The organism is Methylobacterium organophilum (assembly GCF_022533465.1).
Classification (GTDB): Bacteria; Pseudomonadota; Alphaproteobacteria; order Rhizobiales; family Beijerinckiaceae; genus Methylobacterium; species Methylobacterium organophilum.
Map to the genome: position 1 here is coordinate 5,146,456 of NZ_CP092848.1, position 17,662 is coordinate 5,164,117.

Sequence of the window (17,662 nt, forward strand, 5' to 3'; positions counted from 1 at the left end):
CTTATCGAGACATGTTCGTGCCCGTTCCTGCGCGCACCGCGACGCCGCGCCGGCCCGCGGCCTCCGGCGCGCCTGAGGGCCATCGGCATGGAGATGATCGAGACCTGGGCGGAGCGCCGCCGCATCGCCGAGCAGACCCGTGGCGAGCGCCCCTGGTCCCTCTGGGGTCCCTACCTGAGCGAGCGCCAGTGGGGCACGGTGCGCGAGGATTACAGCCGCGACGGCAATGCCTGGCGCTTCCTCACCCATGACGATGCGCGCTCCCGCGCCTATCGCTGGGGGGAGGACGGGCTCGCGGGCCTGTGCGACGAGCGGGGCTTCCTCTGCCTGTCGCTGGCCCTCTGGAACGGGCGCGACCACATCCTCAAGGAGCGCCTGTTCGGCCTGACCAACGAGGAGGGCAACCACGGCGAGGACGTGAAGGAGGTCTACCATTACCTCGACGCGGTCCCGAGCCACGCCTACCTCAAGTTCCTCTACCGCTACCCCCAGGCCGCCTATCCCTACGACGCCCTGCTGCGCGCGGGCCGGGAGCGCAGCCGCGAGCAGCCGGAATACGAGATCGAGGATACCGGCGTCTTCGCGCAGAACCGCTTCTTCGACGTGACGGTCGAGTACGCGAAGGGGGATGTCGAGGACATCCACATGCGCGTCACGGCGGTCAATCGCGGGCCCGAGACGGCGGATCTCCACCTGATCCCGCAGGCCTGGTTCCGCAACACCTGGTCCTGGCAGACGAACGGGACGCAGCCGCATCCCATCATGCGGCTGCGCCCGGACGGCAGCGTCGTCTGCGAGCATCCCCGGCTCGGCCCCTACGACCTCACCTTCGAGGGCGCGCCGCGGGTGATGTTCTGCGAGAACGAGACGAACCTGCGCCGCTATGCCGGCGAGCCCGACGCGCCCGGCCCCTTCAAGGACGGCTTCCATGCGGCGATCGTCGATGGCGACGCGGACGCGATCCGCGCGGAATCCGGCACCAAGGTCGGTCTGCACTACGTGCTGCGCCTCCGCCCCGGCGAGGAGGCCTCGATCCGCCTGCGGTTGCGGGCCGGGGCGAGCCCGCGCCCCGTTGACCGCGAGGATTGCCTGCTGCGCCAGCGGGTCGCCGAGACCGACGCCTTCTACGATTCCCTTCAGGACGGCATCGAGGACGCGGATGCCCGCGCCATCTTCCGGCAGGCCGCCGCCGGCCTGATCTGGACCAAGCAGCTCTACCGCTACGATGTCCGCCTCTGGCTGCAGGGCGACCCGCTGATGCCGCGCCCGCCCTCGGAGCGGCGGGAGGGCCGCAACCGCACCTGGGCGCATTTCGCGGCCAACGACGTGCTCTCCATGCCGGACAAGTGGGAATATCCCTGGTTCGCGGCCTGGGACCTCGCCTTCCACTGCATCCCGCTCGCGCTGCTCGACCCGACCTTCGCCAAGAACCAGCTGCTGCTGCTCACCCGCGAATGGTACATGCACCCGAACGGCCAATTGCCCGCCTACGAGTGGGAGTTCGGCGATACCAACCCGCCGGTCCATGCCTGGGCGACCTTCCGCGTCTTCGAGATCGACCGGGACCGGCGCGGGGGCCGGGGCGACCTCGCCTTCCTGGAGGGCGTGTTCCACAAGCTGCTCATCAACTTCACCTGGTGGGTGAACCGGAAGGATGCGGGCGGGCGCAACGTCTTCCAGGGCGGCTTCCTCGGGCTCGACAATGTCGGGGTGTTCGACCGCTCCCGGCCGCCCCCCGGCTTCGGCATGGTGCACCAGGCGGACGGCACCGCCTGGATGGCGATGTACGCCCTCACCATGATGCGGATCGCCCTGGAGCTCGCCCAGCACAACGACGTCTACGAGAGCACCGCCTCGAAGTTCTTCGAGCACTTCCTGCTCATCGCCGAGGCCATGACCGACATGGGCGGCGAGGGCTTCGGCCTGTGGGACGAGGAGGACGCGTTCTACTACGACGAGGTCGACATGCCCGACGGACGCATGCTGCCCCTGCGGGTGCGCTCCATGGTCGGGCTGGTGCCGCTCTTCGCCGTCGAGGTGATCGAGCCGGCGATGCTGCAGCGGCTGCCGGATTTCGCCCGGCGGCTGAACTGGGTGCTGGAGAACCGCCCTCACCTCGCCCGCCTCGTCTCCCGCTGGACGGAGGGCGGCGTCGGCGACCGCAAGCTGCTCTCGCTCCTGCGCGGGCACCGCATGAAGGCGCTCCTGAAGCGCATGCTCGACGAGGCGGAGTTCCTCTCCCCCCACGGCGTGCGCTCGCTCTCCAAGGCGCATCAGGCGGAGCCCTATTCCCTGAACGCCCTCGGCGCCTCCTTCACCGTGCGCTACGACCCGGCCGATTCCACCTCGAACATGTTCGGCGGCAATTCCAACTGGCGCGGGCCGGTCTGGATGCCGATGAACTACCTGATCATCGAGGCCCTGCGCCGCTTCCACGCCTATTACGGCGACGACTTCCTGGTCGAGTATCCGACGGACTCGGGGGAGCACCTGAACCTGAACGCCATCGCCGACGCCCTGGAGGACCGGCTGATCGGCCTGTTCACCCGCGATGCCGAGGGCCGGCGCGCCTATCGCGGCAGCGCGCCGGCGCCGGTCTCGGCCCCGGACGGGACGGAGCCGCTCCTGTTCCACGAGTTCTTCGACGGGGATACCGGCCGGGGTCTCGGCGCCTCGCACCAGACCGGCTGGACGGCGCTGATCCTCAACCTGCTCTGCAACCGGGCGCGGCGGGGGTGACGATTTCCTCGACCTTTCGCTGCTAAGGCGGTTGCCGGTCCGCTCCGGAGACGCCCGATGCTCAGCCGCCGCCACTGCCTGACCGGCCTCGCGGCCGGCTTTGCCCTGGCCGCCGCCCCCGCGGGCATGCCGCCGTGCCTCGCCGGCGCCTTCACCGATTGGGGAGCGGAGGGGCGGGAGACGACGCTCTCGGCCTGGGAGGCATGGCTCTCCCAGCCCCCCGCCTCCGTGCCGGCCCTCGACTTCTACGGCGACAAGACCTGGGAGGATTTCCGCCGGCTCGACTGGCTGCCCGCTTTCCGGGCGCGGGCGAACCCGAAGCGCGCCCTCGTCTGGTCGGTGCCGCTCACCATGGCCGGGACCGACCTCGCCGAGATCGGCCGGGGCCCGTTCGATCCGTTCTTCCGCCACGCGGCGGAGGTCATCGCCCGGGCGCAGCCGGAGGCGACCCTGCGCATCGGCTGGGAGATGAACGTCGCGGGCAGCCTCTGGCTCGCGAAGGGCCGCGCCCCCGACTACATCCGCGCCTATCGCCGGGTGGTCGGCCTGTTCCGGCAGGCCTCGCCCCGCTTCCGCTTCGACTGGTGTCCCGGCTGGGGGCCGCAGGCCTGCCCGGCCGACGCGGCCTATCCGGGCGACGACGTCGTCGACGTGATCGGCCTCGACATCTACGATTTCGGCACGGGGGATCCGCCAGAGACGCGCTGGGTGAAGGCGACCCGCGACGTGCCCTTCGGCCTCGACTGGCACCGGTCCTTCGCCCGCCGGCACGGCAAGGCGATGAGCTATCCCGAATGGGGCGTCGGTCAGGCCGGCGACAACCCGCTCTTCGTGTCCCGGATGGCCGAGTGGTTCCGGGAGAATGCCGGGCAGATCGCCTACGCGCTCTATTTCGACGTCGACGGCGCCTGGCCGACGCGCCTCGACGCGGAACGCTTCCCGCAATCCCGTGCCGCCTTCGCCCGCGCCTTCGCCGGGCAGACGACATGAGAAAGGCCGCCGCGGAACACCCGCGGCGGCCGATGCATAACCCGGTGAGCGGTGCCGCCTAATCGGCGCTCGTCACGTCGCGCTCCATCACTTGGCGCCGATCAGCTCCACGTCGAAGATCAGCGTGGCGTTCGGGGGGATGACGCCGCCGGCGCCGCGGGGGCCGTAGCCGAGCTCCGGCGGGATCACGAGGATGCGGCGGCCGCCGGTCTTCATGCTGGCGACGCCCTCGTCCCAGCCCTGGATCACCTGGCCGGCGCCGATGGTGAAGGTGAAGGGCTGGCCGCGGTCGCGGGAGGAGTCGAACTTCTTGCCCTTCTGGCCGCCCTGATCGAGCCAGCCGGTGTAGTGGACGGTCACCTTCTGGCCCGCCTGCGGCGCGGGGCCGGTGCCGACCACCTCGTCGGTGTAGGACAGGCCGGAGGGCAGCTTGACGGGTTCGGCGGCGGAAGCGGATGCGGTCATGGCGAGGACGAGGGCTCCGGTGAGGCTGAGGAACGAGCGCATGGAATCGGCTGTCCGTCTGGTTCGAGAAAGGCCGGGCCCGGGACCACGCTGTCCGCGCCGCCCCCTGCCGGCATTCGCGGGCGCGGCTTAACACGGACCGGCGGGCAGGGCGAAACCCGCCCGAAGCGCCTCAATAGCGCGCGCTCACCACCGCGCGGGACCCGGCCGGGCAGCCCTCGACGAAGGGGCCGACGATCAGGTCGCCCTGGCGCGGGTTGTTGAGGGTGAGCGGCTGCGTGCCGCCGCCGTCGATATCGATGTAGCAGCGGTCGATTAGGGCCATGGTGGCGTAGCTGGCCTTGAAGACCGGCGGCGTGTCGATCGGGCCGCAATGCAGGGCCACCGTGATCCGGCCCGGATGCAGGTACCGGATCGTCTGGGCGCGGTGCGGCGGGATCAGCACGGCGGGGCCGCCGTCCCGGCTCACCAGGGCGACGGCGTTCGACGTGTTGACGATCCGGCGCAGGCAACCGGCCTCGGCCTGCGTCGCCGCGGCCAGCAGAAGCCCGGCGGCCAGGAGGCCCGCGATCCCGCCCGCACCCCGTCCCCGCCCCTGGCTTGCGCGCATCTGAATCATCCCGCTCTCGAACTCGGCCCCGCCGTCACAACCGTGACCGCTGCCGCGCCGTTCCCCGATGCCGGTTCCCTGGCGGCCCGGATTGCGCGAGAAGGCGCCGGACGGGACGAATCCGGGAGGACGCGGGTGTCGGGCAGCGAGCGGCGTATCGAGGAGGCGGATGGCGCGCTCCTGTTCGAGGTCGGCGCGACCGGCGTCGCCCGGATCATCCTGAACCGGCCGCAGGCGCGCAACGCCATGACCTTCGCCATGTACGAGGGGCTGGTGGCGCTCTGCGCGCGGATCGAGGCGGATCCGGCGATCAAGGCGGTCATCGTGACGGGCGCCGGCGGCAAGGCCTTCGCGGCCGGCACCGACATCGCCGAGTTCCGCAAGGTGACCACGCCCGAGGATGCGCTGGAATACGAGCGCTTCATGGACCGCGTGCTCGGCACGCTGGAGCGGGTGCGCGTGCCCGTCGTCGCCGCGATTGCCGGGGCCTGTACCGGGGGCGGGGCGGCCATCGCCGCCGCCTGCGACCTGCGTCTCGCGACGAGGGATGCGCGGCTCGGCTTCCCCATCGCCCGGACCCTGGGCAATTGCCTGTCGCTCGCCACCCTGAAGCGCCTCTCCGCCCTGGTCGGTCCGGCGCGGGTGAAGGACATGCTGTTCACCGCCCGCCTCGTGCCGGCGGAGGAGGCCCTCGCCATCGGCCTCGTCACCGAGGTGGTGGAGGATGCCGAGGCGCTGGCGGCCCGCGCCGAGGCGCTCGCCACGCAGCTCGCGACCCATGCGCCGCTGACCCTGCGCGCCACCAAGGAGGGCCTGCGCCGCCTCGCCGAGGGCGGCCCCGCCGCGGAGGAGGCCGGCGAGGATCTGATCCTGATGTGCTACACCAGCGCCGATTTCCGGGAGGGCATGGAGGCCTTCCTCGCCAAGCGGCCCCCCGACTGGAAGGGCCGCTGAGCCCCCTTCCGGTTTCCCGGTCCCGTTTTCCCCGTTCCGCGTCCGGACGGTTTCCCGACCGTTTCCGGACGATGTCCGTGTGCGCCAGCACACGCCGAACGGCTCTGCTCGATTGACGTGGGAAATTTGCCCACGCATCAGTGGATCCCAGCGAAGTCGTTTGCGAGCGTATCGTGGTGCTGTCCTCCTCCCTCCGGCATGCCCTTCTCCTCGGCTGTGCGCTGTCCGCGCTGACGAGCCTGCCGGCGGCGGCCGAGATCGTGGTCGAGGGCAACCGGCGCGTCGACACCGAGGTGATCCGCTCCATCGTCAGCAACGCCCCCGCCGATGCCCGACGCGAACTCCTGGCGAGCGGCTATTTCTCGGATGTGTCGATCGCGAGCGCGGGCGGGAAGATCGTGGTGCGGGTGCAGGAGAAGGGCGCGGTCAGCCGCGTCGTCTTCGAGGGCAACAAGAAGATCGAGAAGGCCACGCTCGAGGCCGCCACCGTCACCCGCGACCACGGCCCCCTCGATCCGGCCCAGGTCTCCGCCGACGTTGAGCGGATCCGGGACGTTTACAAGCGTTCGGGTCGTGGGACGGCGCGGGTGAGCTACCGTCTGGTGGATCTTCCGAACGGGCGGACCGACGTGGTCTACCAGATCGAGGAAGGCGACAAGACCGGCATCCGCGAGATCCACTTCGTGGGCAACAACGCTTACTCGGAGTCGACCCTGCGCGGGATGATGACCTCCTCCGAGATGAACTTCCTGTCGTTCATCAAGACCTCGGACGTCTACGATCCCGACCGCATCGCCAACGACCTGGACATCATCCGGCGCTACTACCTCAAGAACGGCTATGCCGACTTCCGCATCGTCAACGCCGATGCGCGCTACGTCGAGACGCCGGAGGATGCCGGCTGGGTCATCACCGTCACGGTGGACGAGGGCGAGCAGTACACGGTCGGCGCGGTCGCAGTGGATGCCCGGGTTCCGGGGGTCGATACCGGCGCGCTGGACGGCGAGGTGCGCGCCCAGGTCGGCGACGTCTACAACGCCGAGGACGTGGAGAAGACGCTGGTGGGGGTGACCAACGAGGTCAACCGCCAGGGCTACCCCTTCGCCCAGGTGCGGCCGACGGGCCAGCGCGACCGGGCCACCCACAAGGTGTCGCTGGGCTTCGTGGTCGAGGACGGCCCGCGGGTCTACATCGAGCGCATCAACATCCGCGGCAACACCCGGACCCGGGACTACGTGATCCGGCGCGAGCTCGATCTGGGCGAGGGCGATGCCTACAACCGCGTTCTGGTCGACCGGGCCGAGCGCCGCCTGAACGGGCTGGGCTTCTTCAAGAAGGTGCGCTTCTCCAACGAGCCGGGCTCGGCGCCGGACCGGGTGGTGGTCAACATCGACGTCGAGGATCAGCCCACGGGCTCGTTCTCGGTGGCCGGCGGCTACTCTACCCAGGACGGCATCATCGGCGAAGTCTCCGTCTCCGAATCCAACTTCCTCGGACGCGGGCAATATGTCCGGCTGGCGGTGCAGGCGGGCCAATATGCCAAGGGCGTCGACCTGTCCTTCACCGAGCCGTACTTCCTCGGCTATCGCATGGCGGCGGGTATCGACGCCTTCTACAAGTACAGCGATCTCGCCCGCTATTCCCGCTACGAGACCACGGTGGTTGGCACGCAATTGCGTCTCGGCCTGCCCGTGACCGACACTTTCGGCGTCACCTTCCGCTACTCGATCTACAACACCGAGTTGAAGGTCCCGAACACCCTCAAGGAACCCTACGACGACTGCTCGAACCCGATCAGCGGCTACACCACCGTGAACAGCGCCGGGCAGGCCACCTACCCGACCTGCGCGGCGGACGGCGAGGCCTCCATCGCCATCAAGTCGGCCCAGGGCTCGACCCTGACCTCCCTCGTCGGCGTGACGCTCGCTTATTCCACCCTCGACAATCTCCAGGCGCCGAAGAACGGGTTCTACGCGGAGCTGAAGCCCGACATCGCCGGGCTCGGCGGCGATTCGAACTTCTACCGGGTGACCGGCGAGGCCCGCTACTACAAGGAATTGTGGGAGGACGTGGTCGGCTTCATCAAGTTCCAGGGCGGCCATATCGGCTCGACCGACGGCAACCCGCTCCGCGTCACCGACCAGTTCTTCATGGGCCCGTCGCTGGTGCGCGGCTTCGCGATCAACGGCATCGGCCCGCGCGACGTCGGCACGACCGATTCCCGCTCCAACGCCCTCGGCGGCACCACCTATTTCGGCGGCACCCTGGAGGTGCAGTTCCCGCTTCCCGGCGTGCCGAAGGACCTCGGCCTGAAGGGCGCGCTCTTCTCCGATGCCGGCACCCTGTTCGGCTACAAGGGCAAGAAGACCTTCGACGTGAACGGCGACGGCATCATCAACGGCTACAGCCCGACCAGCGGCTGCTCCTACAGCGCCTACACGATCGGCGTGGAGCCGGAATGCGTGAACGTGCGCGACAAGGCCACGATCCGCTCCTCGATCGGCGCCTCGATCCTGTGGAACTCGCCCCTCGGCCCGATCCGCTTCGACTACGCCTACGCCCTCACCAAGGACGAGGGCACCCGCGTCTACGGCAGCGACGGCACCTATTACGGCCGGGTCGGCAAGGACCAGACGCAGGCCTTCCGGTTCTCGGGCGGCACGAAGTTCTGAGAGGGCTCAGGCCGGCACCAGCGTGCGCTCCGTATCCTCGCCATAGGCCTCGGCGATGACGGCCTTCTTGGCGCGGATATGGGAGCGCATCAGCCGGCCGAGCGCATCGCCGTCGCGGGCGCGCAGGAGCGGCATCATGCGCTCGTGCTCGTCGACGGCGCGCGCCCATTCCGCCTCGCTCTGGTGCACGGTGTAGCGCGAGCGCTGGGTGCGGCCGGACAGGCTGGTATAGATTCCGCGCAGGGTGGCGTTGCCGCTCGCCAGCATGATCCCCTCGTGGATCTCGCGGTTGAGGCGGAAATAGCTCCCCTCGTCCCGGGCCTGCCAGGCGACGATCATGGCCGCGTGCTTCTCTTCGATGGCCGCGATCTCGTCGTCGCCGATGACGCGGCAGGCGAGCTCGCAGGCCGTCGCCTCCAGCCCGGCGATCACCTCGATCATCTCCTCGATCTCCTCCTGCGAGATGCTGGCCACCCGCGCGCCGCGGTTCGGCAGCAGTTCCAGCAGGCCCTCGGTGGCGAGGATCTTGATCGCCTCCCGCAGGGGCGTGCGCGAGATGCCGAACTTCTCGGTCAGCTCGCTCTCGTTGACGCGGGCGCGGGGCTCCAGCTCACCGGCATGGATGAGCTCGCGCATGCGATCGGCCACCTCGTCGTGCAGGTAGCGGCGGTTGATGCCGATGCCGGGATCGATTTTATTCATCGGGCCATCAAGTTTTTTTGAATGAAAACGAATGCATTCAAATTCTAGGCGCAAGTCGGCGAGGTGTCGAGGTGCTTCCGTGACGGGTTGGACGAAGGTCCAGTCCGGAAACGATCGGCCCATCTCCCGGGAGAACCGGCCAGAACGCGTCTGGAGCCCGCGCCGTGGCGGGGGATTGCTGGGGCGTATCAAGAGAATGTGTACTTCGCCCACGTTCCCGCATCACGACGCGCGCGCTACATCTCCGCTCCGCTTCCCTCGAACCCGCGTTCCTCTCGAAGTTGTGTAAAGAGGATTGCCCGTCCGTGACGACCGTGAATCCCATCGCGCCGCAGCTGCGTTTCTTCGACGAAGGCTATTACGTCTCGTCGTACCCGGACGTGCTCCATCAACGTTTGTCGCCCCTGGAGCATTACCTGCTGATCGGCTGGCGCGAGGGGCGGGATCCCGGCCCCTATTTCAGCACGGTCGGGTATCTCGAGGCCAATTCCGACGTGGCGCGGGACGACCGGATCAACCCGTTCATCCATTTCCTGGAATACGGCCTGAAGGAGAACCGGACGGGCTGGGAGAAGGTGCCGGGCCGCCAGCCGGCGCCGCAGCCCTTCGCCTTCCGGCCCCGGCAGGCCGCGGCCCCCGCCTGCGCGAACTGAGGCCGGCATTTCGGCCCGGAGCCCGGAACGACGAAAGCAGCCCGGAGGCGGCTTCTCGGCGGTCATTCGGATCGGTTGGAGAATTGGAGCGGGCGAAGGGATTCGAACCCTCGACCCCAACCTTGGCAAGGTTGTGCTCTACCCCTGAGCTACACCCGCTCACACCGGCCTTCGTCGGGTCTCGCGACCTGGCTCACGCCGAAACCATTGCACGACACACCGCTAATGCGGCCTGCCGCTGAACCTTCAAATCTTTTGGAAACTGGAGCGGGCGAAGGGATTCGAACCCTCGACCCCAACCTTGGCAAGGTTGTGCTCTACCCCTGAGCTACACCCGCTCACACCGTCGCTTCGTCAAGGCCTCGCGGCCCCGGCGCCGCCGGTGGCGTCTCTAAACACCATTCCGCCGGCCGTTGCAAGCGTTCGGTCACGCTGTTTTTGCGCCGCCTCACCAAAGCGCGGCGGCCGGCACGGCGTCGGCGATCTCCCGCAGGCGCGCGCGGGATCCCCGGGTCAGGTCCGCCGGCAGGGCGTCGAGGGGGAAGAAGCCGCATTCCGCGATCTCCCGGTCCGGCGCCTTGGGCGCGGCCGGTGGCGTGAAGGCCGCGGCGACGTAGACGGCGATGTGGTCGCGACCGCGATGGGCCTTGTTCAGGAAGAAGCCGTGCAGGCTCAGGGCCTCGGGCTCGACCCCGAGGCCGGTCTCCTCGCGGAATTCCCGCACCATCGCCGCCACCGCCGTCTCCCCCGGCTCGATGCCGCCGCCGGGCAGATACCAGCCCCGGGTGTAGGTGTGGCGCACGAGGCAGACGCGGCCGGCGGCGTCGATGGCGACGCCGCGCACGCCGAGCGTCATGCCGCGCGTCAGCAGGGCGGCGCCGTGGGCGAGGTCGCGCAGGATCGGGCGGTTCAGGTTGATGGCCATGATGGGCCGAGCTTACCCGATTCCCGGCCGAGCGCGCCTCAGGCGACCCGCAGGGCGATGTCGCCCAACCCGTCGATGGCGGCCCTCATGGTCTCGCCGCGGGCCACCGGCCCGACGCCCGAGGGCGTGCCGGTGAAGATCAGGTCGCCGGGCTGGAGCGTGAAGAAGGTCGAGAGCAGGGCGACCTGCTCCGAGACCGACCAGATCATCTCCGAGAGATCGCCGCTCTGGCGCAGCCTCCCGTCGACATGGAGGGTGATGGCGCCCCGATCCGGATGCCCGATCGCCGCGGCCGGGCGAAGCGGGCCGATCGGACCCGAGGCGTCGGCGGCCTTGCCGAGGTCCCAGGGCCGCGACAGGCGCTTGGCCTCGTCCTGCAGGTCGCGCCGGGTCATGTCGAGGCCCACCGCGTAGCCGTAGACATGGGCCAGCGCCCGGTCGACGGGGATGTCGCGGCCGCCCGTGCCGAGGGCGGCCACCATCTCCACCTCGAAATGGTAGTTGCTGGTGCCCGGGGGATAGGGATGCGCGACGGTCTCGCCGGTCGGCACCACCTGGAGGGCATCGGCCGGCTTCATGAAGAAGAAGGGCGGCTCCCGGTCGGGATCGGACCCCATCTCGCGGGCATGGGCGCCGTAATTGCGCCCGACGCAATAGACCCGGCGCACCGGAAAGAAATCCTCGGTGCCGATGACGGGGAGCGCGACGCGGACGGGATTGGGGATGACGGACAACATGGCCGGATTTCCAGGATGGGGCCCCGGGTGCAAAGCCGGCGCTGCACGGCTATCTAGTCGGCCCGACGCAGGCCGCCATCCACGATGACGCAAGGCTCCGAGACTCCCCATCCCCTGCTCGCCGCCCTCGCCGAACGGCTGGGCCCGGCGCATGTGCTCACGGCGCCGGAGGATCTCGCGCCCTATCTCGTCGAATCGCGCGGGCTCTATCGCGGCAAGGCGCTGGCGGCCGTGCGCCCGAAGGATACCGCGGAGGTCGCCTTCACCGTCGCCGCCTGTGCTCAGGCCGGGGTGCCGGTGGTGGCGCAGGGCGGCAATACCGGCCTCGTCGGCGGCGGCCTGCCGCTGGGGGGCATCGTGCTCTCCCTCGCCCGGCTCGACGCCATCCGCTCCGTCGACCCGATCGATGCCAGCATCACCGTCGAGGCCGGCGCGGTGCTCGCCGACATGCAGGCGGCGGCGGAGGCCGCGGGCATGCTGTTCCCCCTGTCCTGGGCGGCGGAGGGCTCGGTGCGCATCGGCGGGGCGCTCGCCACCAATGCCGGCGGCACTGCCGTGCTCGCCTATGGCAATACCCGCGACCTCGTGCTCGGCCTCGAAGTGGTCCTGGCGGACGGGCGGATCTGGAACGGCCTGAAGCGCCTGCGCAAGAACAACACCGGCTATGACCTGAAGCACCTCTTCGTCGGCTCGGAGGGCACCCTCGGCATCATCACTGCCGCCTGCATGAAGCTTTTTCCGAAGCCGCTCTCGCGCAGCGTCGGCTTCGTCGGGCTGGCCTCGGCGCGCGAGGCCCTCGCTTTGTTCGAGCGGCTGCGCCGGGCGGCCGACCGTGACCTCACCGCCTTCGAGTTCATGCCGCGCTTCGGCCTGGAGATCGTGCTCGCCCATGGCCGAGGCGTGACCCGGCCCCTGGCCGGCGACCACGGCGCCTATGCCCTCGTCGAGCTTTCCTCGGCCCGCCCCGGTGCCGATACCCGGGCGGAGCTCGAGACCCTGCTCGCCGAGGCGCTCGAGGCGGGGCTCGCCAAGGATGCCACGATCGGCGGGAGCGAGGCGCAGAATGCCGGCCTCTGGCGCCTGCGCGAGCTGCTGCCCGAGGTGCAGAAGGCCGAGGGCGGCTCGATCAAGCACGACGTCTCGGTGCCGCTCTCGCGCCTGCCCGATTTCATCGAGGCCGCGAGCGCCGCCTGCGAGGCGGCCATGCCGGGCCTGCGCGTCTGCGCCTTCGGCCATTTCGGCGACGGCAACGTGCACTTCAACCTGAGCCAGCCCGTCGGGATGGATCGCCCGGCCTTCCTGGCGGAATGGGGTCAGTTCAACCGCATCGTTCACGACATTGTGCATGCCATGGACGGGTCGATCTCGGCGGAGCACGGCATCGGCCTGATCAAGCGCGACGAGCTTGTTCTTTATGGCGATCCGGTCGGCCTCGACCTGATGCGGCGCCTGAAGCGGGAGTTCGACCCGCAGAACCTGCTCAATCCCGGCAAGGTCGTGGCCCTTTCCGACGAGGCGCCCCCGGCGCTGCCTGTGTGAGCCCGCACATTCCCCACTGACGCGCCGGCTCATTTAATCCCCCGGCAGGCATTGACGTGTGTTGTGCATCGCACAAAATCCTCTCATGATGCTGCAATGCGGTCGCGGGAAGCCGCCGGCCGCAACGCTCTGGGACGATGCGCGGAACACAGGGGGCGTGCCTGTGAATTATACGCACGTTAACCGTTTCGGCACCGCCCTGGGCCAGCATCGCCCTTCGAGGGCCGCGAATCCTCTTGCGCCGCAATATCGCCGCGCGCGGTTGGAAGATGCGGCCCATGACGACGGGGCCGTCGTGAGCGGCCCCCGATTCGCGATTTGATGAGGAGACCCTACCGATGCCGACGTCTCAGGCGCGTGTGCCGACCTCGGAAGCCAACCGCTACCTGAAACAGCTCTGCCGCCACTGGAGCCACAAGTTTCCCGTCGAGGAGACCGGCGATCACGGCGTCGTCCCCTTCGGCGAGGACCGCATCTGCACCTTCGATGCGAGCCCCGACGCCCTGGTGATGAAGGTCGCCACCCCGGATGCCGCCGGCCTGACCCGGCTCGAGAACGTGGTCGCCGATCATCTGCTGCGCTTCGCCTTCCGCGAGCATCTCGGCGAGATCATCTGGTCGCGCGCCGCCTGAGGCGGCTGGACGCCGCCCCTTCGGCGGCCCATCGCGGGCCGGTTGCGCGGAGCCTGTGACGGTTCGGCGCGCTCGCGAGACAATGATGGCGCCGCCCTGCGCGATTCCGCCCCGATCGGCTAGGATGGCGCATCGCCATCAGCCTGGGACTTGAGGAATGAACGTTGCGTTCGATGGGAAGGTGGCGGCCGCTGCCTTCGAGGAGCGGCTCGACCGCCTCGCGCAGGTCGCGGTTCGGGTCGGTCTCGGACTGGAGCCGGGGCAGGAACTCATCGTCACCGCTCCCCTCGACGCGGTTCCCCTCGCACGCGCGGTCACCGAGCAGGCCTACAAGGCCGGCGCCTCCCTGGTGACGACGCTCTACACGGACGAGGCCGCCACCTTGGCGCGCTTCGCCCACGCCCCCGACGAGGCCTTCGATGCGGCGGCCGGCTGGCTCTATGGCGGCATGGCCGAAGCCTATCGCAACGGGGCCGCCCGCCTCGCCATCTCCGGCGACGATCCCTCCCTGCTGGCCGGGCAGGATCCCGGAAAGGTCTCCCGCGCGAACCGGGCCCGCTCCAAGGCCTATGTGCCGGCCCTGGAATTGATCGCGGGCTTCTCGATCAACTGGACCATCATCTCCGCCGCCACCCCGGCCTGGGCGCGGACGGTCTTCCCGGATCTCGACCCGCACGAGGCGGTCGCGCGCCTGTGGGACGCGATCTTCAAGGCCTCGCGGGTCGATGGGCCGGATCCGATCGCGGCCTGGGAGGCGCATAACCGGGCGCTCCATGCCCGCACGGAATGGCTGAACGCGCGGCGCTTCTCGGCCCTGCGCTTCCGCGGGCCGGGCACCGACCTCACGGTCGGGCTCGCCGACGACCATGCTTGGTGCGGCGGTGCGGCCCGGGCCAAGAACGGCATCGTCTGCAACGCCAACATCCCGACGGAGGAGGTCTTCACCACGCCGCACAAGGCGCGGGTGGAGGGCTTCGTTTCGAGCACCAAGCCCCTGTCCTACCAGGGCACCCTGATCGACGGCATCCGCGTCCGCTTCGAAGGCGGCCGGATCGTCGAGGCGAGTGCCCGCACCGGCGGGGACGTGCTCGCCAAGGTGCTGGAGACCGACGAGGGCGCGGCCCGCCTCGGCGAAGTCGCCCTGGTGCCCGCCTCCTCGGCGATCTCGGCCTCCGGGCTCCTGTTCTACAACACCCTCTACGACGAGAACGCCGCGAGCCACATCGCCCTCGGCCAGGCCTATTCGAAGTGCTTCGTGGAGGGTGGCGAGGGCCTGAGCGAGGACGACCTCTCCGCCCGCGGCGCCAACCGCAGCCTGATCCATATCGACTGGATGATCGGCTCGGCCGAGATCGACGTGGACGGCCTCGCCGCCGACGGCGCGGCGGTGCCGGTGATGCGCGCCGGCGAGTGGGCGAACTGACGCCTCCCTCGCAAACGGAAAGAGCCGCGGCCCGGGGGCTGCGGCTCGTGTCGCGGCGATCGCGGCCGGGTCAGGCCATGGTGATGTAGTCGCGCATCGCCTGATGCTCGGCCTCGACGGCGGCGATCCGGCGCTTGACCACATCGCCGATGGAGACGACGCCGAGCAGGCGTCCCTCCTCCACCACAGGCAGGTGGCGGAAACGGCCTTCGGTCATGGTCTCCATCACCTCCTCCACCGTGGCGCGGCGGGTGCAGGTGACGACCTTGCTCGTCATGTAGCGGGAGACCGGCTGGTCGAAGGCGCTGCCTGCATCGGAGGCGAGCGCCCGCATCACGTCACGCTCCGACAGGATGCCGAGGACACGTCCTTCGGCGCCGGTCACGACGAGGGCGCCGATGCGCTTTTCGGCCAGGAGATGGATCGCCTCGTCGATGGTGCGGTGTGGCGGCACCGTGACGACGGCATTCCCCTTCTCGGCAAGGATGCGAGCGACGCTCATGAATGTCCCTCCCTGGACAGACGCGCCGCCAGCCCCTGCGGCGCAGGTTGCAGGCCGGGTTTCTCCCGATCTCATCCACGATTGTGGGTCGACCGCACCGTCCTGGCAAGCGGTCTTCACGATGTGGATAGCAAAATCATGCCTAATCTTGCGGAATAATGCACTTAAGTGCGTATCCGGCGCTCCAGCAGGGGAAGCAGGAAGAAGCCGACCGCGAAGCCGCCGAGATGCGCGTCCCAGGCGATCGGCCCGTCCTCGCCCCCGAGCGGGATGGCGGCGAGGCCGAACAGCAGGTTCGTGACGAGCCAGACGGCCAGGAACAGCACGGCGGTGCGGTTGCCCATCAGCTCGGGCAGGGTCTGGAGCCGCGGCTCCGGCGGCAATTGCCAGGGCACGGAAGGCGTGAAGCGGGCCGGCGGCTGAAACACGAAGCGGGCGGCGGCGGCCATCAGCGCGGAGATGCCGGCGGAGGCTCCGACCAGCGGCATCGTGCTCAAGGGATCGATCAGGAGATGCAGGAGCGCGCCGGCCACGGCGCCCGCGATCGCCAGCACCAGCCAGCGCAGGGAGCCGTAGCGGCGCGCCACGGGCGAGCCGAAGGCGGCGAGCCAGACCGTGTTGAAGATCACGTGCATCCAGGACCCGTGCAGCAGCGCGTAGGTCGCGAAGGTCCAGGGGCTCGCCGAGGGCTGGGCGACGAGATAGCGCGCGAATTCCTCCCGCGCCGCGGCGATCTCGGTCCCGCCGCTCCCCGTCCCGGCGGCGGAGATGATGTCGGCGGCCCGGGAGGGGTCGATCGCGGCGGTCCAGCGGCCGGGGATGAAGGCGAGATCGAGCAGCAGTGCGATGTCCCAGCTGTCCGGGAGGACCGTGCGCAAGGCATGGAGCCCCAGGAGGAGCGCGATCGCCGCCGTGACGATGCCGGGCATGTTGAAGACGGGCACGCGGCTCTGGCGCGGGAAATCGGGGGAGGCATCCATGCCGTCACCATGTCGGGCCTCGCGCCGCCGCCGCAAGCCCTCCAGGCGCCGCATCCCGGCCTGCGGGCCATGTGAAATCCGCCGGATTCCAGAAAAAAAGAAGGGAGAGCGTTTCCGCTCTCCCTTTCAGAAAGGATCGCCGCACGAACGCTGCGGCACGCCGACCGGACCTTGGGATTGGCGTGGACCGCGACGCGGCCCCTCCTCTGTCAAGACTTCGCAATCTCGGGTCATCACCATCGTGGATCTCGGCGGCATCCGCGCTCCGATCCGATGAGGCATAGTCGCCCGCTGCCCTCGCTCTGGCAACGTCAACCGGCTGTTAACCTTAACAGAAACTTAATTGTTGGCGTCCCGGAGCCGAGGTTCCGTTCGGGCGTCTGCCTGTGCGAGAGCTTGAGGAGGCGGGCCGCTGGCGGCGCCCATCCCGCAGGGAATCGAGTCTTCGTCGGGTCGGGCCGCCGGCCCTTACGATTCGGAACGACATGAAGCATCCGACGAGCCGATTGCTCCATGCCTACTGGGATCGCCTGCGGGGCGAGCGCAGCGCCCCGGAGCGCAGCGAGATCGAGCCCGGGGCGATCCGCAACCTGCTGGCGGACAGCCTGATCCTGGAGATCGAGGCCCCGGCGGAGGAGGCGGTGATCCGGATCGGGGGCACGCGCCTCTGCGCCATGTTCGGGCGCGAGCTGCGCGACACCGCCTTCGCCGGCCTGTGGGGGGACGGCATGGCGCCCTCCTCCCTCGCCCATCCCCAGCACCTGGTCGAGACCGTCGCCTGCGACAGGGTCGGTCTGATCGCCGGGCTGAAGGGCCGGACCAGGCAGGGCGAGGCGCTCGATCTCGAATTGCTGCTCCTGCCGCTGCGGCACCGGGGCCGGACGCGATCGCGGCTGCTCGGGGCCCTGAGCCCCTTCCACGTGCCGCACTGGTTCGGCCTGCGCCCGATCGTGCGGCTGGAGGCGGTCTCCCAGCGCGTCCTGAGGGGCCCCCTCCCCGCCTTCGTCCCCCTCGACCCGCCGCCGGGCGAGCGGATGCCGCTGATCGCGACGATCCCGCCGCCGGCCAACGATTCGCGTCCCTGGCGTCGGGGGCATCTGATGGTGCATCCCGGCGGCAGGACTTGAAGTGTACAACCG

Annotated in this window: 16 protein-coding genes and 2 tRNA genes; 9 read left to right on the forward strand and 9 right to left on the reverse strand. The window is 69.5% G+C overall.

What is annotated here, in order from left to right; translation table 11 throughout:
- Positions 1-87: 87 nt before the first annotated feature.
- Complete coding sequence (locus MMB17_RS24365) at positions 88-2,739, forward strand: MGH1-like glycoside hydrolase domain-containing protein (protein WP_241100562.1); 2,652 nt, start codon at positions 88-90, stop codon at positions 2,737-2,739.
- A gap of 57 nt (positions 2,740-2,796) precedes the next feature.
- A complete protein-coding gene (locus MMB17_RS24370) occupies positions 2,797-3,729 on the forward strand; it encodes a glycoside hydrolase family 26 protein (RefSeq protein WP_241100563.1) in 933 nt (310 codons plus the stop codon).
- 87 nt (positions 3,730-3,816) lie between these two features.
- Here the strand turns inward: MMB17_RS24370 and MMB17_RS24375 are convergent, their stop codons facing one another.
- Both MMB17_RS24375 and MMB17_RS24380 read right to left on the reverse strand, forming a co-directional pair.
- Positions 3,817-4,236: an FKBP-type peptidyl-prolyl cis-trans isomerase gene (locus MMB17_RS24375; RefSeq protein ID WP_238310011.1), complete on the reverse strand. Its 420-nt coding sequence runs from the start codon at positions 4,234-4,236 to the stop codon at positions 3,817-3,819.
- A 130-nt stretch (positions 4,237-4,366) separates the two neighbouring features.
- A complete protein-coding gene (locus tag MMB17_RS24380) occupies positions 4,367-4,804 on the reverse strand; it encodes a hypothetical protein (RefSeq protein WP_241100564.1) in 438 nt (145 codons plus the stop codon).
- A 156-nt stretch (positions 4,805-4,960) separates the two neighbouring features.
- Between MMB17_RS24380 and MMB17_RS24385 the strand changes: the two genes are divergently transcribed.
- Together MMB17_RS24385 and bamA are read left to right on the forward strand one after the other, a co-directional pair.
- Positions 4,961-5,758: an enoyl-CoA hydratase gene (locus MMB17_RS24385; RefSeq protein WP_241102286.1), complete on the forward strand. Its 798-nt coding sequence runs from the start codon at positions 4,961-4,963 to the stop codon at positions 5,756-5,758.
- A 221-nt stretch (positions 5,759-5,979) separates the two neighbouring features.
- Complete coding sequence (gene bamA / locus MMB17_RS24390) at positions 5,980-8,430, forward strand: outer membrane protein assembly factor BamA (RefSeq protein ID WP_241102287.1); 2,451 nt, start codon at positions 5,980-5,982, stop codon at positions 8,428-8,430.
- A gap of 6 nt (positions 8,431-8,436) precedes the next feature.
- Here bamA and MMB17_RS24395 read toward each other — a convergent pair whose 3' ends face one another.
- The gene (locus MMB17_RS24395; RefSeq protein WP_241100565.1) at positions 8,437-9,132 is read right to left on the reverse strand and encodes a GntR family transcriptional regulator; all 696 of its coding nucleotides are present in this window, start codon (positions 9,130-9,132) and stop codon (positions 8,437-8,439) included.
- Between the two features lie 305 nt (positions 9,133-9,437).
- Here MMB17_RS24395 and MMB17_RS24400 point away from each other — a divergent pair, with 305 nt between their 5' ends.
- Entirely contained in the window at positions 9,438-9,785 is a 348-nt protein-coding gene (locus tag MMB17_RS24400) for a hypothetical protein (RefSeq protein ID WP_238310008.1), read from the forward strand.
- 84 nt (positions 9,786-9,869) lie between these two features.
- On the opposite strand, the gene MMB17_RS24405 is transcribed toward MMB17_RS24400, so the two are convergent.
- From MMB17_RS24405 to MMB17_RS24420, 4 genes are all read right to left on the reverse strand, one after another.
- Positions 9,870-9,944: transfer RNA gene (locus MMB17_RS24405), tRNA-Gly, on the reverse strand.
- A gap of 104 nt (positions 9,945-10,048) precedes the next feature.
- Positions 10,049-10,123, reverse strand: a tRNA-Gly gene (locus MMB17_RS24410).
- 110 nt (positions 10,124-10,233) lie between these two features.
- Positions 10,234-10,710: an NUDIX domain-containing protein gene (locus MMB17_RS24415; RefSeq protein ID WP_241100566.1), complete on the reverse strand. Its 477-nt coding sequence runs from the start codon at positions 10,708-10,710 to the stop codon at positions 10,234-10,236.
- Between the two features lie 38 nt (positions 10,711-10,748).
- Positions 10,749-11,447 (reverse strand): fumarylacetoacetate hydrolase family protein, encoded by a 699-nt coding sequence (locus MMB17_RS24420; protein ID WP_241100567.1) that lies wholly within the window; start codon positions 11,445-11,447, stop codon positions 10,749-10,751.
- 84 nt (positions 11,448-11,531) lie between these two features.
- Between MMB17_RS24420 and MMB17_RS24425 the strand changes: the two genes are divergently transcribed.
- The 3 genes from MMB17_RS24425 (at position 11,532) to MMB17_RS24435 (ending at position 15,041) form a co-directional block, all read left to right on the forward strand.
- A complete protein-coding gene (locus tag MMB17_RS24425) occupies positions 11,532-12,986 on the forward strand; it encodes an FAD-binding oxidoreductase (RefSeq protein WP_241100568.1) in 1,455 nt (484 codons plus the stop codon).
- 338 nt (positions 12,987-13,324) lie between these two features.
- Complete coding sequence (locus MMB17_RS24430) at positions 13,325-13,618, forward strand: DUF2218 domain-containing protein (protein ID WP_238310004.1); 294 nt, start codon at positions 13,325-13,327, stop codon at positions 13,616-13,618.
- Between the two features lie 157 nt (positions 13,619-13,775).
- A complete protein-coding gene (locus tag MMB17_RS24435) occupies positions 13,776-15,041 on the forward strand; it encodes an aminopeptidase (protein WP_241100569.1) in 1,266 nt (421 codons plus the stop codon).
- Between the two features lie 70 nt (positions 15,042-15,111).
- Here MMB17_RS24435 and MMB17_RS24440 read toward each other — a convergent pair whose 3' ends face one another.
- Both MMB17_RS24440 and MMB17_RS24445 read right to left on the reverse strand, forming a co-directional pair.
- A complete protein-coding gene (locus MMB17_RS24440; protein WP_238310002.1) occupies positions 15,112-15,543 on the reverse strand; it encodes a CBS domain-containing protein in 432 nt (143 codons plus the stop codon).
- A gap of 164 nt (positions 15,544-15,707) precedes the next feature.
- Positions 15,708-16,523: a rhomboid family intramembrane serine protease gene (locus MMB17_RS24445; protein ID WP_241100570.1), complete on the reverse strand. Its 816-nt coding sequence runs from the start codon at positions 16,521-16,523 to the stop codon at positions 15,708-15,710.
- Positions 16,524-17,008: 485 nt separating this feature from the next.
- On the opposite strand from MMB17_RS24445, the gene MMB17_RS24450 reads away from it, so the two are divergent.
- On the forward strand, positions 17,009-17,650 hold the full coding sequence (locus MMB17_RS24450; RefSeq protein ID WP_241100571.1) for a PAS domain-containing protein: 642 nt from the start codon (positions 17,009-17,011) through the stop codon (positions 17,648-17,650).
- Positions 17,651-17,662: the final 12 nt, after the last annotated feature.

Excerpts from the sequence above, each read along its gene's own strand:
- MMB17_RS24365 (WP_241100562.1), top strand. The coding sequence starts at position 88 with ATGGAGATGATCGAGACCTGGGCGGAGCGCCGCCGCATCGCCGAGCAG.
- MMB17_RS24370 (WP_241100563.1), top strand. The coding sequence starts at position 2,797 with ATGCTCAGCCGCCGCCACTGCCTGACCGGCCTCGCGGCCGGCTTTGCC.
- MMB17_RS24375 (WP_238310011.1), bottom strand. The coding sequence starts at position 4,236 with ATGCGCTCGTTCCTCAGCCTCACCGGAGCCCTCGTCCTCGCCATGACC.
- MMB17_RS24380 (WP_241100564.1), bottom strand. The coding sequence starts at position 4,804 with ATGCGCGCAAGCCAGGGGCGGGGACGGGGTGCGGGCGGGATCGCGGGC.
- MMB17_RS24395 (WP_241100565.1), bottom strand. The coding sequence starts at position 9,132 with ATGAATAAAATCGATCCCGGCATCGGCATCAACCGCCGCTACCTGCAC.
- MMB17_RS24415 (WP_241100566.1), bottom strand. The coding sequence starts at position 10,710 with ATGGCCATCAACCTGAACCGCCCGATCCTGCGCGACCTCGCCCACGGC.
- MMB17_RS24420 (WP_241100567.1), bottom strand. The coding sequence starts at position 11,447 with ATGTTGTCCGTCATCCCCAATCCCGTCCGCGTCGCGCTCCCCGTCATC.
- MMB17_RS24425 (WP_241100568.1), top strand. The coding sequence starts at position 11,532 with ATGACGCAAGGCTCCGAGACTCCCCATCCCCTGCTCGCCGCCCTCGCC.
- MMB17_RS24430 (WP_238310004.1), top strand. The coding sequence starts at position 13,325 with ATGCCGACGTCTCAGGCGCGTGTGCCGACCTCGGAAGCCAACCGCTAC.
- MMB17_RS24435 (WP_241100569.1), top strand. The coding sequence starts at position 13,776 with ATGAACGTTGCGTTCGATGGGAAGGTGGCGGCCGCTGCCTTCGAGGAG.
- MMB17_RS24440 (WP_238310002.1), bottom strand. The coding sequence starts at position 15,543 with ATGAGCGTCGCTCGCATCCTTGCCGAGAAGGGGAATGCCGTCGTCACG.
- MMB17_RS24445 (WP_241100570.1), bottom strand. The coding sequence starts at position 16,523 with ATGGATGCCTCCCCCGATTTCCCGCGCCAGAGCCGCGTGCCCGTCTTC.
- MMB17_RS24450 (WP_241100571.1), top strand. The coding sequence starts at position 17,009 with ATGAAGCATCCGACGAGCCGATTGCTCCATGCCTACTGGGATCGCCTG.